The 13,888-nt window shown below is 44.7% G+C and carries 19 protein-coding genes; 11 read left to right on the top strand and 8 right to left on the bottom strand.

The features are described 5' to 3' along the window. Positions 1-120 precede the first annotated feature (120 nt). Positions 121-696 (top strand): hypothetical protein, encoded by a 576-nt coding sequence (locus tag ABVF09_RS02955; RefSeq protein WP_026571742.1) that lies wholly within the window; start codon positions 121-123, stop codon positions 694-696. An 85-nt stretch (positions 697-781) separates the two neighbouring features. Here the strand turns inward: ABVF09_RS02955 and ABVF09_RS02950 are convergent, their stop codons facing one another. After that, on the bottom strand, positions 782-946 hold the full coding sequence (locus ABVF09_RS02950; protein WP_371068585.1) for a KGG domain-containing protein: 165 nt from the start codon (positions 944-946) through the stop codon (positions 782-784). Positions 947-1,104: 158 nt separating this feature from the next. Here ABVF09_RS02950 and ABVF09_RS02945 point away from each other — a divergent pair, with 158 nt between their 5' ends. The 5 genes from ABVF09_RS02945 (at position 1,105) to ABVF09_RS02925 (ending at position 5,214) form a co-directional block, all read left to right on the top strand. After that, a complete protein-coding gene (locus ABVF09_RS02945; protein WP_051382073.1) occupies positions 1,105-1,641 on the top strand; it encodes a YkuS family protein in 537 nt (178 codons plus the stop codon). Positions 1,642-2,527: 886 nt separating this feature from the next. Continuing rightward, positions 2,528-3,487 (top strand): ABC transporter ATP-binding protein, encoded by a 960-nt coding sequence (locus tag ABVF09_RS02940; protein WP_371068584.1) that lies wholly within the window; start codon positions 2,528-2,530, stop codon positions 3,485-3,487. Beyond that, a complete protein-coding gene (locus tag ABVF09_RS02935; protein WP_371068583.1) occupies positions 3,465-4,406 on the top strand; it encodes an ABC transporter permease in 942 nt (313 codons plus the stop codon). Before ABVF09_RS02940 ends, ABVF09_RS02935 begins: the two co-directional genes overlap by 23 nt. Positions 4,407-4,489: 83 nt before the next feature. Then, positions 4,490-5,023, top strand: a complete 534-nt coding sequence (locus ABVF09_RS02930) for a DUF6773 family protein (RefSeq protein WP_026571774.1) — start codon at positions 4,490-4,492, stop codon at positions 5,021-5,023. After that, positions 5,020-5,214, top strand: coding sequence for a helix-turn-helix transcriptional regulator (locus tag ABVF09_RS02925; RefSeq protein WP_026571775.1), 195 nt, complete (start codon positions 5,020-5,022; stop codon positions 5,212-5,214). Before ABVF09_RS02930 ends, ABVF09_RS02925 begins: the two co-directional genes overlap by 4 nt. A 39-nt stretch (positions 5,215-5,253) precedes the next feature. Here the strand turns inward: ABVF09_RS02925 and ABVF09_RS02920 are convergent, their stop codons facing one another. Next, entirely contained in the window at positions 5,254-5,616 is a 363-nt protein-coding gene (locus ABVF09_RS02920; protein ID WP_153462069.1) for a cupredoxin domain-containing protein, read from the bottom strand. Positions 5,617-6,063: 447 nt separating this feature from the next. On the opposite strand from ABVF09_RS02920, the gene ABVF09_RS02915 reads away from it, so the two are divergent. Beyond that, on the top strand, positions 6,064-6,783 hold the full coding sequence (locus ABVF09_RS02915; protein WP_371068582.1) for a Crp/Fnr family transcriptional regulator: 720 nt from the start codon (positions 6,064-6,066) through the stop codon (positions 6,781-6,783). A gap of 83 nt (positions 6,784-6,866) precedes the next feature. Here ABVF09_RS02915 and ABVF09_RS02910 read toward each other — a convergent pair whose 3' ends face one another. Together ABVF09_RS02910 and mobA are read right to left on the bottom strand one after the other, a co-directional pair. Next, complete coding sequence (locus ABVF09_RS02910; protein ID WP_153462067.1) at positions 6,867-7,274, bottom strand: hypothetical protein; 408 nt, start codon at positions 7,272-7,274, stop codon at positions 6,867-6,869. A 305-nt stretch (positions 7,275-7,579) separates the two neighbouring features. After that, the gene (gene mobA / locus ABVF09_RS02905) at positions 7,580-8,167 is read right to left on the bottom strand and encodes a molybdenum cofactor guanylyltransferase (RefSeq protein WP_153462065.1); all 588 of its coding nucleotides are present in this window, start codon (positions 8,165-8,167) and stop codon (positions 7,580-7,582) included. 169 nt (positions 8,168-8,336) lie between these two features. Here mobA and ABVF09_RS02900 point away from each other — a divergent pair, with 169 nt between their 5' ends. Genes ABVF09_RS02900 through ABVF09_RS02890 form a run of 3 tightly spaced genes read left to right on the top strand, consistent with a single transcriptional unit; the run spans position 8,337 to position 10,622 of the window. Next, positions 8,337-8,495 carry a cytochrome c oxidase subunit 2A gene (locus tag ABVF09_RS02900; protein ID WP_371068581.1) on the top strand — a complete coding sequence of 53 codons (159 nt, stop codon included), beginning with the start codon at positions 8,337-8,339 and terminating at the stop codon, positions 8,493-8,495. An 18-nt stretch (positions 8,496-8,513) separates the two neighbouring features. Continuing rightward, complete coding sequence (locus tag ABVF09_RS02895) at positions 8,514-8,978, top strand: cytochrome c oxidase subunit II (RefSeq protein ID WP_026571780.1); 465 nt, start codon at positions 8,514-8,516, stop codon at positions 8,976-8,978. Next, positions 8,979-10,622: a b(o/a)3-type cytochrome-c oxidase subunit 1 gene (locus tag ABVF09_RS02890; RefSeq protein ID WP_026571781.1), complete on the top strand. Its 1,644-nt coding sequence runs from the start codon at positions 8,979-8,981 to the stop codon at positions 10,620-10,622. It abuts the gene before it with no gap. A gap of 566 nt (positions 10,623-11,188) precedes the next feature. Here ABVF09_RS02890 and ABVF09_RS02885 read toward each other — a convergent pair. From ABVF09_RS02885 to ABVF09_RS02875, 3 genes are all read right to left on the bottom strand, one after another. Next, the gene (locus ABVF09_RS02885; protein ID WP_026571782.1) at positions 11,189-11,665 is read right to left on the bottom strand and encodes a GNAT family N-acetyltransferase; all 477 of its coding nucleotides are present in this window, start codon (positions 11,663-11,665) and stop codon (positions 11,189-11,191) included. Between the two features lie 18 nt (positions 11,666-11,683). Continuing rightward, positions 11,684-12,142 (bottom strand): helix-hairpin-helix domain-containing protein, encoded by a 459-nt coding sequence (locus ABVF09_RS02880; protein WP_026571783.1) that lies wholly within the window; start codon positions 12,140-12,142, stop codon positions 11,684-11,686. A 157-nt stretch (positions 12,143-12,299) separates the two neighbouring features. Then, complete coding sequence (locus ABVF09_RS02875; RefSeq protein ID WP_081718234.1) at positions 12,300-12,683, bottom strand: DUF2642 domain-containing protein; 384 nt, start codon at positions 12,681-12,683, stop codon at positions 12,300-12,302. Between the two features lie 89 nt (positions 12,684-12,772). On the opposite strand from ABVF09_RS02875, the gene ABVF09_RS02870 reads away from it, so the two are divergent. Then, positions 12,773-13,261 carry a GNAT family N-acetyltransferase gene (locus tag ABVF09_RS02870; RefSeq protein WP_026571785.1) on the top strand — a complete coding sequence of 163 codons (489 nt, stop codon included), beginning with the start codon at positions 12,773-12,775 and terminating at the stop codon, positions 13,259-13,261. Positions 13,262-13,273: 12 nt separating this feature from the next. On the opposite strand, the gene ABVF09_RS02865 is transcribed toward ABVF09_RS02870, so the two are convergent. Further along, a complete protein-coding gene (locus tag ABVF09_RS02865) occupies positions 13,274-13,798 on the bottom strand; it encodes a hypothetical protein (protein ID WP_026771590.1) in 525 nt (174 codons plus the stop codon). Positions 13,799-13,888: the final 90 nt, after the last annotated feature.

Genomic DNA, 13,888 nt, shown 5'->3' with positions numbered 1-13,888 from the left:
ATTGCAAACTACTAGTCTGAAAATAGGAAAAAGGCTAAAATAAGCAGTAGATTATCAAGGGATTCACATAACTTTCATGGAAACTTGCCAGAAAAGCGCTTAGGAAAGGATGCTGCAGAAATGCCGAGAAGCGAGAATAGAAAACGGATGGGCTGGTTCGGTTGGACCTTGACGGCTTTAGGTGTCACATTGGTGGTCGCGGTTGCCTTTTTCTCCTTTGTCTTTGACTTGGGAGGTATCGGACTATTTAGTGACCGTCAAACAGAATCGAGTGAGCAGCAGGCAGAAGATTCCTCTGATTCGGGACAAAGCCAGGAGGAACTGGAACAAAAAGCAGAAGAAACAAGAGAGTCGGTAGGAAAAGAATACGAGGATGTCGGTGATTTTGTAGCCGAGACACATGACTTTTATAACGATACTACGGGTTATGGCCGGATCGACAATCTCGATTGGTCCGAGCAGGAAACAGAAGCCGAAGAAATCCTTGCTGTGCTGGATGAAATGCTGCCGAAAGTAGAGGACGATGCTTTAAAGAATGATTTGGAAAAGATTCAACAACTTGCCAGTTCAGCTGCAGACAATGAAGATAAGAAAACGGTAAGAAACCTGCACCGTATGTTCCATGATTTGGACATCGCCCTCAATGATTATCAGGGGACGGATAAAATATGGGGAGTAACCAATACCTTGAAATAAACGAAAAACGAGCTTAAGTGTTAAGCTCGTTTTTCGCAGGCTGTTATTTAGATGAAAAACCTCAGCCTTCCTGCTGCATTATCCATTAAGAATTGTTGTTTTTATTTTGCTGTTGGCGTCCGCGTGTTTCTCCGCCTTTTTTGCCGATTTCTTCATAGAATTCCTGGTCGTGATTACGGGAAGTTGTTTCTCCACCTTTGCGACCTGCTTCCTCTACAGACATTTTCTTGTTATTGTTCTTGTCAGCCATTCTATAAAACTCCTTTCGTGAGTGTTATATGATGCTTACATAACTACTATTCACGTTTGGCAAAAAATTAAACATACTAGATTCAGAAAAATACATTGTTTACTCTATCCAGATAACGGGCAAATTATAACCAACACAAGCTGAGGAGGGAAATGCAGATGGTAAGAGTTGCAGTGGAACAACCATTCGAAGATGTGAAAAAGCAATTGAACAAAAAAGGATATCAAGCGGAAATGCTCGAACGAAAAGTGGATGCGCCGGAGTTTGATGCAGTCGTTGTAAGAGATTTGGAAGACTTGACAGACATCCACATGAATGTACCGTTGATTTCCGCCCGCGGACGAAGTGTAAAGGAAATCGTCACAGAAGTGGAAGAAAGACTTCAACGCGCCGGAACGATCGATAAGAAATCCGGCGGCATCTCAGGTAAACAACTTGTAAACGGCATAGCTGTAGGAAGCATTGTCGGAGCCACCATTGGTTTTATGTTAGCTCCAGCCAGCGGCAAAAAAACACGCGATAATTTGAATCAAAAACTACAGCAGACAAAACAGCAGACCATGAATTTGACCGACAAAGTGAAGGACAAGGTCCCTGGCCAATCCGGCAGTAATCTGAACGAGGATAGTAAAAATGAGCTTGCTGCCCAAGAAAGGGATTTAGAATTGATCGGCGGCACAGAGCTGAAAAAATAAAAGTTGAAAGGCACCCGGAGAAGGGTGCCTTTTCATTGATAACAGGCAGCAGATAGAAAAATATGCTGGCCTGACAATGGGGAGAGGAGTAAAACGAATACTCCTCGCCCTATTATAAAAGAGACTGGGACAAATGTATCGTGAACAAAACAAGAACCGAACGATTCCATCATTCGTTCGGTTTTTTGGTTTGAAAAAATAAACCGTACTAATCTTCCCTTTTAAAAAGAGCAACGCTCCACTCCGGCAAGGTACTTCGTTTTCCACGGGCACGGCTTCAGCTAACTTGGGAAAGAAAAGTCCTTTACCAAGTGGATCTTCAACTCGCGCTCCTCCCGCAGGAGTCTGCATACCTTGCCTCCGTTCATGTGGAATTGTTCGCAAACGGGCGATGCTCACTCCTGGCTGATTTCTGCTTTTTTCTCATACCGTTATAGGAAGAAAGCCAGTCTGTATGGAAACAGGAGAAGTTATTCTTATGGAATTGGTTCGCAAGTTCTCCTTTTAAAATAAAAAAACCTTCCGTGCTGACTTTCGGCTTCATAATTGTTTAGAAACCAGCCAATAGAAGACTATGGTTCTATTTATTTTGTCTTGGTTAAATAAAAATAAACCCCCTAAAGCGTAGCGATACGAACCACGCATCAATTAATAGGATAATAAAAAGTCTATCAAGGAACACAAACATTCAAAACCGAGCGAATTGGATTGATCGTTCAAATTCGCTCGGTTTTTTGCTTTGAGGCCATGGTTTTGTCCCTTCCGGCCACTTTTCAATCACCTCCAAGAAAAATATAATAATCAATATGACAAATATATATTGCAAAAAGACAAATTTAATATATAATATAATCAAGATGGAATCAAGATAAGGGAGGGATAGAAGTTGAGCTTAGGCATTCAACTGAAAAATGTGACGAAAAAAATCGGCAGCAATACGATTATCGATCAGCTGTCGCTCGACATTCATAAAGGTGAGGTGGTTGGCTTGCTTGGACCAAACGGCGCAGGGAAAACAACCACAATCCGGATGATGGTCGGCTTAATGAAAATGACCTCGGGAGATATTCTGATTGATGGTTTATCTGTATCCGAAAAACGTTCTGCTACAGCTCAAAAGCTTGGAGCAATTGTCGAAAATCCTGACTTTTATTCCTATATGAGCGGGTTGGACAATTTGCGTTACTTCGCCAAGCTTCAGGATAAAAAAATCGGCAGGCAAACCATCGACGAAGTCGTAAGCATTGTCGGTTTAACCGAAAGCATAAAGAAAAAAGTGAAGACCTATTCGCTCGGGATGAAACAGCGTCTCGGTTTAGCGCAAAGCCTGTTGCATCAACCGAAGGTGCTGATACTGGATGAACCAACGAATGGACTGGATCCAGCCGGCATCCGTGAATTCCGGGAGTACATCCGCCGGCTGGCGGGAGAACAAAATATGACGATTGTCGTGTCGAGCCACTTATTATCGGAAATTGAATTGATGCGCGACCGGGTAGCGATTATACAAAACGGACGGCTGGTCCGTACGGAAACGATCAAAGAAACCTCCGATCAAGAGAATCTGGTGAAACCGTCCAGTCAAGTGGTGATGGAACTGGCCGATAGCAGCAAGGCGGAACAAATTCTTCAAGAAAAGCTGCCAACGCTTGAGACACAATCAAGAGGGCAGCGGGAACTTTTGATCCAGGCGGACAAAGAAACGACGGCGAAGGTGATTCATTTGTTGGCGGTGCAAGACCATCCAATTTATCGGGTCAGAGACAGCCAGCAATCACTCGAAGATCGCTTTCTGGAAATAACCGATGAAAAGGGGGAGGCATATGCTGACGCTCATTCGCAATGAATGGTTTAAATTAAGAAAAAAACCTTTGATTTATTTAATGGCGATAATTATCGTACTGCTAGTCATAGCTACTGGGATGATTGGCAAAGTCACAGAGGACGCTCATTCGGTGCCCGATAATTGGAAGGAGGATCTGGCTGCGAAAAGCGAGCAGCTGAAGGAAGAAAACCAGGAGCATGCCAATAACCCGATTTTGACAGAAAACAACCGGAATTTGATTGCTGTCAATGATTATCGGATTGAGCACGACATAAAACCAGGATCACAGCTGAGTGTCTGGTCTTATACTGTGGAAAATGTTCCCTTGATTTCTGTTGCCGGTTTGTTGGTGATGATTATTGCGGCAGGAATTGTTTCTGGAGAATTCAGCGGGGGAACGATTAAGCTGATGATGATCCGTCCTGCCGCCCGTTGGAAAGTACTGCTTGCCAAATATTTGACAGTATTGACTTACGGCTTGCTGCTTGTGGTACTGCTTTTACTTGCCTCGCTCGCGGTGGGGATAATCCTGTTTGGAACGGGCGATTCCATGATCCACTTGACGGTCAACAACGGAGTCGTTTCCGAAGAGAATGTGCTCGTATATCTGCTTCGTTACTTCTTTTTCTCCACTATCGACCTATGGATGATGGTGTCGCTTGCTTTTGCCTTGTCCGCGATTTTCAGAAATACAGCAGTATCCCTCGGTGTTTCGCTGTTTGCGTATTTGATGGGGGGCACTTTCACGAGCTTGCTGGCAGAACGGTTCGATTGGACCAAGTACTTGTTGTTTGCCAATACAGATCTCAACCGTTATGTGAGTGGGACTCCTTTTGTGGAAGGAATGACGATGACATTTTCGATCGTCATGCTGTTTCTGTACTTGGCAGTGTTCCTTGGAACAGCCTTTATGACTTTCACCAAACGGGATATTGCATGAGTAATTTGTAAAAGTACTGCTTTTCGCAATCCGTTCCGCCTGCTAAAATAAAACAAGAGCCTGCACAAAAGAGGGTGTGAAGAATGAACAGTCTTTTCAATAGGAATCGTTTGAAGGATGAACGAATTATCAATCTGCAAAACAAAATCTATCGGGAAATTTATATTTTCGTAATCGCTATCTGTGTACTATCTTTGGTGATCAAGTATGTAACAAGTGATGATGATCTTCAGAACGTATGGCTGGAATTGGTTATCTTACTGGGATCTTCAATTTATTACATGATACGATCGACAGGAATGGGGGTTTTTTCCGCCGAAGTAGAAATGCATGATCAGACAAACAAACGACCGATGAGTGTGAAAACCATTTTGATTGGTGCTTTGTTTGGTGCTGGATTGGCTATCTTTCTAGGGATTCACAGTGCAGTGAGCTACGCTGATACAACAACGCAGTCGGTTTATTACTTCCTGCTTACGTCGGTTGTTTCCTTTATAATCTATATTCCATTCTTGATGATCGTGAATGGTCTCGCGTATTGGGGAGCAAAGAAAAGGAGCGATAAGGCGGTTGCGAAGGAATTGGAAGATGAAGAAGAGCAGGATGAGGAAAGATGAAGAACATCCGGATGAAAGTAGCCAGAACAGAAATGGATCTGTCCCAGGAGGAATTGGCCAAGCGTGTCGGCGTATCGCGTCAGACCATTGGACTGATCGAACTGGGGAAATATAATCCAAGCCTGAATCTGTGCATTGCAATCTGCAAAACGTTGTCCAAAACCCTCGATGAATTGTTTTGGGAAGAATAAAAAAACCTCCGTGCCCGTTTGGGTACGGAGGTTTTCCAATTATTCCACAACCAAAGTGGAGCTCATGTCTTCATGACCTTCCCCACAAGGCAATGCACACTTGATGATGTATTCGCCGGCTTTCAGTGTAGCTGTTGCGGATCCTTCGTTTTCAATTTTGACATCCGTTCCTTCGATTTCGATGGCATGGACGCCTTCTTCATTGGTCAGATTGAATGTGATTTCTCCAGCGGGTGCCGTGTATTCTTCTTTATCAAACTGCCAGTTGCTTGCAGCAATATCGACAACTGCGGCAGAACCACCATCATCCCCTTCGGCTGCTCCGGCATCATCACTACTGCCGCAAGCCGCCAGCAATAACATGAACATCGAGACCATAAGTGCTAAAAGTGCTTTTTTCATCGTTAAAAACCTCCCGGAAAATTGTTTGAATGCTTTTCACATTTTTAGTGTAAAACATCTTCCGGATGACTGGCTGTGAGAAATGTCACATTTCCTGGCTGTTCAAAATACCGTAACATTTTTTTACAAAATGGTAATGCAAAAGGCTGGGGCGAGGCGTATGATGAAAGTATCAAGAAGGGGATATGTATCATCTTTTATAAGATGTCAGGGAATCGTACGCTATGGAAAAACACTGCGCTTTCCGCGGGTGGTTGGTGAGCCTCCTAACGCTCTCCGTCTCCACCTGGCCATTTCGTGTTTTTCCTCCGCTGGTGACATGCTTCCTGGCATTCCCTCTTTTTTCATCCAGCAGGAACGTAACAAAGGAAGCATGCATTTACTTTGTAGTCTTGTAGACACTTATTTATGAAAACAGCAACATCGAAAAATGGGGAGGCGGATTACATGGGGATTGCTGTAAAACAAGAACAGGCAGTCGGCAACACCTGGCAGTTCACGAAAGAAAGCTTTGAAAAAATACAAGGAATCATGTATCAACACGTATTCCCGGCGGGAACGACATTGTTTTGGGAAGGGGACGAAGCAGAAAAACTCTATTTTCTTGAAAGTGGCTCCGTCCGCCTGGTGAAAACAGCAGATGATGGCAAGGACTTGTGCCTTTATTATTTCCATGAAGGTGATTTGTTCGGAGAAATCCAATACCCCGGACAGGAAGGGCAGATGTCATACACTGCCGAAGTCTTGCAGGATGCGCGGGTCGGCGTCATCCAGCAGCGTGATCTGGAAATCCTGTTATGGCAGCACGGTGATTTGGCGATTGAATTCAGCCGCTGGCTCGGATACATGCAGCAGCTTACCCAGGTGAAGCTGAGAGATTTGATGTTCCATGGGAAAAATGGAGCGCTCGCTTCCACTCTTATTCGTGCTGCCAACACATATGGCGTGCAGGATGGCGGAACCATCCGCTTCACTGAAAAATTCACCAATGCAGAGCTTGCCAGCCTGATCGGCGCTACCCGCGAGACGGTCAACCGGATGTTGAACCAATTGAAAAAGCAACAGTTCATCGACATCGAACATGGCCGGATCGTGATTCTTGACTTGGCTGAACTAAAAGCCATCTGCCATTGTGAAGAATGCCCGCTTGGCATCTGCCGTTTATAGTTGATCCGTCTCCCGGGGAAACCCCCGGTTTTTTTATTTATGGAAGCGATAGTGGGGATTAGTCCTTCCGGAAGAATAAAGCCTTATTTTGCCTTGGATGGTGTTTGAAGTGTTATGTTCATTTTTCCATCTCTGAATCGCACATATGGATCATCTCTTTCACCTACAAGTAATTTCCCTTTCCAAATGTGTGCTATTTCATGGTACTCCTTCTTTTTTCCATTCACCTCTGCAGTTACTAAAATATGAAACCAGAAAGTATGACCATCCGCATATTCCACCTCTGAAATCTCATAGCCTTTGAGGGCGTAGTTCTGCTCTTCTAAAAAGGCAGTTTTTTTCAAATAAAAGTCCTTCGCCTCTGCTTTCGTTAATTTTGTTCCGGTAGACAAGTATTCGTTCGTATTTTCTTGATAATCGTAGAGATATAAAACTTCAAAGGCTTCTTCATATTCTTCATTGATAAGGGATTGGTAATAGTGATTGATCATATGTTCTGCTTCTTTTTCCGGAAAGTAATTTTTTCGTATGCTGGGCCAGGAAAGAACAAATGTACAGAGGAGTGCGGCGAAAATAACAAGCGTAACTACTTTTTTAATGGAAACCTCCCCCCTTTTTCAAGCTTATCTACCGATTGATTCTATCACAATTTTGTTGTAAGAGAAGCGATAAAAAGGAATTGATATACAGGTGGATATTCATTTTACCATCTTTAAAACTTATAGAAATCCCAGCCTACTAGCGAGCTTTCTATAATCCTTCGTTTTATCCTCATCCTCCTTTACAGTATTCAACGCTAAAGGGGTTTGTACAGCTTATCATCGGGATATCGTCTGAAAAACTGGCTGTTCAATCCATACCTCTGCAATTCCGTCTCATCCATTCCCATCCATTCCAACAATTGAAAACATTCGTAGAACGATACAGGCTTCCGTTTTTCTATACATGCACAAACCGTTTTCAGCGTCTGCTGACGTCGGTATAATCCATGAAACGGAATCGGGGTGTTTTGGAAATACGGAACGACTGCCGAATGACCCGTTTGTTGAAGTCTCTCCTTCATCGCTGCTGCCGCTTGAGAGGATAAAGCGGGCATATCACAGCTGACCAGCCAGATTAAAGGATGGCTGGCAAGGGAGAACCCGGCATGAATTGCCCCTAATACCCCTTTGTTTTTGTGGAAAACGGTGACAATGCGGATATCTGATCCGACCCGTGGCAAAAACGTCATCGGATTTTCGGTGACGAGCACAATTTCTTCGACAAATTGCTGCATTTCCCTGATTTGCCGGTTGATCAGTCTTTCACCGGCCAGCGTTTGTAACGCAATTTCTTCCGCATATGGATGGATGCTTCGATCTGCTATTATAATGCCGCTTTTCATCCTTTCCCCTCCCTTGTTTTTTCCTGTTCAGCATAACTGTTTTGAAAACACAAAACTGTAATGGAAGTCACATTCCCGACTTATTGAAAAGGATGTGATATTTATCACAGAATCGACCTGTCATGTTCCGCTACAATCAAATTAGATTAAAGGGAAGGGAGCGTTCACGATGGCGAAATTGGATTCTGCCAAATCGTTCGAAGCCGAAAAAGAGCACGCCGGGAAAACAGAATCGAAGCTTAACGGAACCTTGTTGTCCGTCATGCTCGTCGGAGGATTTATCATATTATCCTGGATCGGGGTGTACGCGCTTTATCTATCCAGGTAGGAAAAGGGGGAGTAACAGATGCACATGCACAAGTATGAAAAAATATGGCTGATTTTTGGCGGTATCACATTGATTGTATTCCTGTCGGTAATCGGCGTCAGCGCGTTTGCCATGGGACATCATCCGCCAAGCGACATGACGACAATCGATCCGGAAAAAGTGAAGGAAACAGCACCTTTCGATGACCCTGGTCTGAAGAAAATCGGGGACAATGAATATGAAGCGGTGATGGTTGCCCAGGCGTTCATGTTCGGGGAACCCTTAGAAGTGCCGAAGGGGGCGACCGTTCATTTCAAGGTGACGAGCGCGGATGTGGTTCATGGTTTTTCGATTCCGGGGACGAACGTGAACATGATGATCACACCAGGGCATATCAATACGATTACCCACACGTTCGACGAAGCCGGTGAGTTTTTGATCATTTGCAATGAATATTGCGGAGTCGGACATCAGGCCATGAGCGGAAGGATAGAGGTGAATTAAATGGAAACCACGTTGATCAATCGGAAAGATGCGAAATTGAGTCTTGCCCACATTTATGTAGGCTTTATCGCCGTATTGCTTGGAGGGATTGCCGGACTGCTGCAAACCTTCGTCCGCAGCGGGGCGATCACATTGCCAGCGGGGATTGGCTATTATCAGCTGTTGACCGCCCATGGCGTTCTGTTAGCACTTGTATTCACTACTTATTTTATAATTGGATTTTTGTACTCGGGCATCAGCAAAACAACGGGAACGCTGGCTGAAGGACCGCGAAAACTTGGCTGGGCCGGCTATTATGTCATGACAACAGGAACCGTGATCACCACGATCATGATCTTGACCAACGATGCCAGTGTGTTGTACACATTTTACGCGCCGCTTCAGGCCTCGCCATGGTTTTATATTGGGCTTGCACTTGTCGTGATCGGAAGCTGGATCAGCGGAGCCGGCATGTTCCGCCAGTACCGTAATTGGAAAAAAGCCAATCCAGGTCAGCTTTCTCCGTTGTTCAGTTTCATGGCAGTGATGACAATGCTGCTTTGGCTGATCGCCACACTGGGCGTGGCAGCTACCGTCGTCCTGCAATTGATTCCATGGTCATTCGGCTGGGTGGACACCATCAATGTCCTGTTGAGCCGTACACTGTTTTGGTATTTCGGCCATCCGCTTGTCTATTTTTGGCTGCTGCCTGCTTATATTTGCTGGTATGTCATCATTCCGAAAATCATTGGCGGAAAAATTTTCAGTGATTCGTTGGCCAGATTGTCCTTTGTCTTGTTCTTGCTGTTTTCGATCCCGGTCGGCTTTCACCATCAATTGCTCGAATCCGGAGTATCGCATACATGGAAGTTTATCCAGGTAACCCTGACCTTTATGGTCATCGTCCCTTCGTTGATGACAGCCTTCTCCTTGTTTGCCACCTTTGAATTGAGCGGCAGGCAGAAGGGTGCTAGAGGATTGTTCGGATGGGTGAAAAAATTGCCATGGAAGGATGCACGGTTCTTTGCACCATTTATGGGAATGCTGATATTCATTCCTGCCGGGGCAGGGGGCATCATCAATGCCAGTAACCAACTGAATCAAGTCATTCATAACACGCTTTGGGTCACCGGTCATTTTCACTTGACGGTAGCAACCAGTGTCGCTTTGACCTTTTTCGGAATTGCTTATTGGCTGATCCCGCATTTGACAGGGCGGACTTTGACAAAGAAAATCAACTTGCTTGCCAACATCCAGACAATCATTTGGGTAGTAGGGATGGCGATGATGTCCGGGGCGATGCATACGGTCGGATTGTTAGGGGCCCCGAGAAGAACCGCTTATACGACATATGGTGATTACCCCGATGCATTGGGGTGGATTCCTTATGAAGTGGCAATGGCTGTCGGAGGGAGCTTCTTGTTTATCGGCATTCTCGTCTTGATTTACATTGTCGTCCATTTGAGCTTTTTTGCACCAAAAGGGGTGGAAGCGTACCCTATCGGCGAAGTGGCGGATCAGGCAGAACGTACTCCGGCAATCCTGGAAAATTGGAAGCTGTGGATCGGTGTTTGCGTCGCATTGATCTTGTTCGCTTATACCATCCCGATTATGGAAATTATCGAAAATGCTCCTCCGGGATCGCCTGGATTCAGGCTTTGGTGACATAAAAATATAAAAATCTATTCCATTGAAAAAACATGCCGGAATCCTCGAGGACACTGAAAAGTCCCTTCTAATCTAAGAGAGCTGTTAAAGTTTGTTGTTGATTCTCCCGAATCGCTTATCGGTGGATGCTTGCCGCGGGCACGGCCTCAGCTAACTTGGTCAAGAAAATCACTTGACCAAGTGGATCTTTGGCTCGTGCTGTTCCCGCAGGCGTCACCACCGAACGCTCATCGTGGAATCAACCGATGGTAAAACGAAAAAGAGTGATTTTCTTTGATTTATAAAAGAAAGTCACTCTTTTTTCTTGTACCAGGAAAGTAATACATAAAAGGAAGGGATTCGATGTAAGATCGATGGCGATTTTCACAGCTAATGTGAAACGAATCGTTAAACGAATGAAGGAATAGATGGCATAAATCACTTGAAATTAGATAAAAAGTGGTCAGTATGGAAATTCAGTTCCATACTGACCACTTTTTTAAAATTCTACTTTTCAAAGACCTTCAGTTTTTCAATTGTCGAATCCTCTGGCATGTTTTTGTTTATCTCTTTCTAAGTGAAAATCAGTTCAGTATCCGGTACATCATCAGGTCATCGACATACATTCCATCTAAAAAAAACTCATCTACCAATCTTCCCTGTTCTCTATATCCGTTGCGTTCATAAAAGTGGATTGCTGAGAGATTGGTTGTCATTACACGCAGACATAGTTTATGGATGCCCTGTTTTTTTGCTTCTTTTTCGACAAACCGCAAAAGGGTTGAACCAACTTTTTGTCCCTGAAAGTCTGGATGGACGCCAATCACCAACTCCCAAACGTGTCGGTTGGAATCTAGCGGTATAGGACTCCGATAACTGATAAAACCTGCAACAGATTCATCGATTACAGCAACGTATTGACTGCCGGGCGGACAGCGTTCCTCATAAGCGGCAAGCGATTCCCACTTATGTGGGTGTGGTGTGTTTTCTACATTCCAGATTAGATTGTTCAGCTGCATTAATTGCTGTGAATCCTGGTGCAAAGATGGACGTATTTTCAAGATATTCCTCCTTGACGATTACCCGACCGGCTTGGGCCTTGAGGATGGGTAACCATGTCTCTCACGATAATTTTTTCTTTCAGCGGTAAATTCAAACCACTGTTTCTTGCTGTCCGGGTTTTCTGCATAATATACCACACAGCGAAGCTGATCCTCTACACACGGATCAACTGGTGTACGGAGCTTCTTTTCCAGGCAATCCAGTAATTCAGCCGGATTTTCGCCACGTACATCCTCGAACGAGTACTTCCCGAGGTAATGCACCAGATTTTCAGCCATCCGGCAGCCAATCGACGGTATTTGCTGGAAGGTTGCCAATCCTTTTAACAATCGGGCTCGATCATAAGTGATATCCATTAAATCAGATAGCGTTTTTAACTCTAAATTGGCAATCTGATTGAGTCTTATCTTCGCTTTTCGTAAGCAGCTTCTCTCTTCTGCTGTCAGCGGAAGTTTAGGGGTTTTAGTTGTGCACATGTAATCACCTCTATTCCGAATAGTTGCCTCCTGATTTAATTCGACTTAACCTGCTGCTTTCCTTTAAAAATTTTCTTTATTTTGCAGGATTTTCGGTGATTTTACTAGTAATTTTGTAAGGAGAGCAGGAGGGATGGATACAGAAGCCGATTGGGCATTAACGGTACGTAATCGGCAGCCCTTCAAAATATACAATCTGCGAAATCCGGATATGAAGTGCCCGCGTTTTACTTATGTTCAATTGGATATGATCCACAGCAACGCCACTAAGCAGCCCCTCCACTTTTCCTGCAGTGGTCATCACGCTGATTTGCTGGCCTTGGTGCCGGCTTAGATGATCGACATAGACGGGTTCGAAAGGGGCCATATACTGTGTAGGCTGGGGCAAAGCCGGGACTGAGTAAACGGGAGTGGTAGGGGAGGGCATTTGGTTGATATATGCCGGCTGGACAATCGGCTGCAGCATCACAGGGGTTTCTTCAGGTGTTCCGCTGCGTGCTTCTGATTCGGTGTTCAGCTGGGAACGATCGTTTTCTTCCATATTCCTATCACGTTCCTTCCATTGATGTATGGCTTTATATGTATGCCGCCAACATCCCGATTATGCGGTCTATAAGGAGTTGACAAGGAGTGTTAGTGACAAATCATTGTATATTGCGACTGTTACAGCCTGGTGATTACAAAGGGATTCTGCAGCTTTACCGAAATGAGAAAGTGAGAAAATATCTTGGCGGCACGGTACCGGAACATAAAATCAGCGAAAACTTTCAGCAGTTATTTGCCTCTGGTACGCCCTCTTGCCATTGGGCGGTAAGGGAGAAATCAACGGAGAGCTTTATCGGCACGGTTTCGCTCGATCTCCATCACGATGGGCATGCTACCGAGGTATCGTATCAATTTCTCCCTGTGTTTTGGGGGAAGGGCTATGCAACAGAAGCTGTCAAAGCCGTAATCGATCATGGGTTTGCTGCTTTGGGGCTTCCAGAAATAGTGGCAGAAACACAAACGGAAAATGAACGATCAAGACGGCTTTTGGAAAGGTTGGGAATGGAAGAGTCACGATCAGTCGAACGTTTCGGTGAACAGCAAACGATTTACCGATTGCTGCATATGAATTGATTGATTGTTTTTTTACGAGTAAAAAGCCTGATAGAAATGCCGGTAGGTGTCTTGTTGCGATCTTATGTCCGAAAGTGGAACATACATCCAGCCCATTTCCTCCAGAAAGGCGTCATATCTTCTAAGTAGCTCTGTCTGCTGCAGAGCCATCTCTACATGGGCATTTCTCACCGCCATGTCCTTCATCATCAAAGCAGAAGAAAAATTGTCGTCAGCCATTTGCTTAGCCGTGGAGTGGACCTCCAAGGCAATCCACTGGTCGTTTTCTCCCGCTTCTCCATTTTGCCAGTTTTCATATCCTTTTTCCTCGAATACATATAAAGGCGGTACTTCAATCGGTTCATGATAAGCAGGATCAATAAAAGCGAGCATGATATGGACATGACCCTGCATGGCATTGGCCTGCTGACGGATGATTTTTTTCAATTGTGGCGACTGGACCATTCGCTGGTAAACGTTCAGTTTATGGATGATTCCCTTGTGCGCAGATAAGTGCTCGGCCATGATTCCCAAATCGGCTGCAGGAAGATTGTGCATAACAGCACCCCCGGTAAGTTGTGGTGGTTTTACTATATGAATGGGCAGGGAAAGTGTGCGAATGAATGTTGGGGAGATAATAATTAATAT

The sequence above is a fragment of the Sediminibacillus sp. JSM 1682029 genome (assembly GCF_041366435.1).
Taxonomy (GTDB): Bacteria; Bacillota; Bacilli; order Bacillales; family Amphibacillaceae; genus Sediminibacillus; species Sediminibacillus terrae.
Note: the sequence above shows the minus strand (reverse complement) of the source record. Positions and strands in the feature narration are given on the sequence as shown.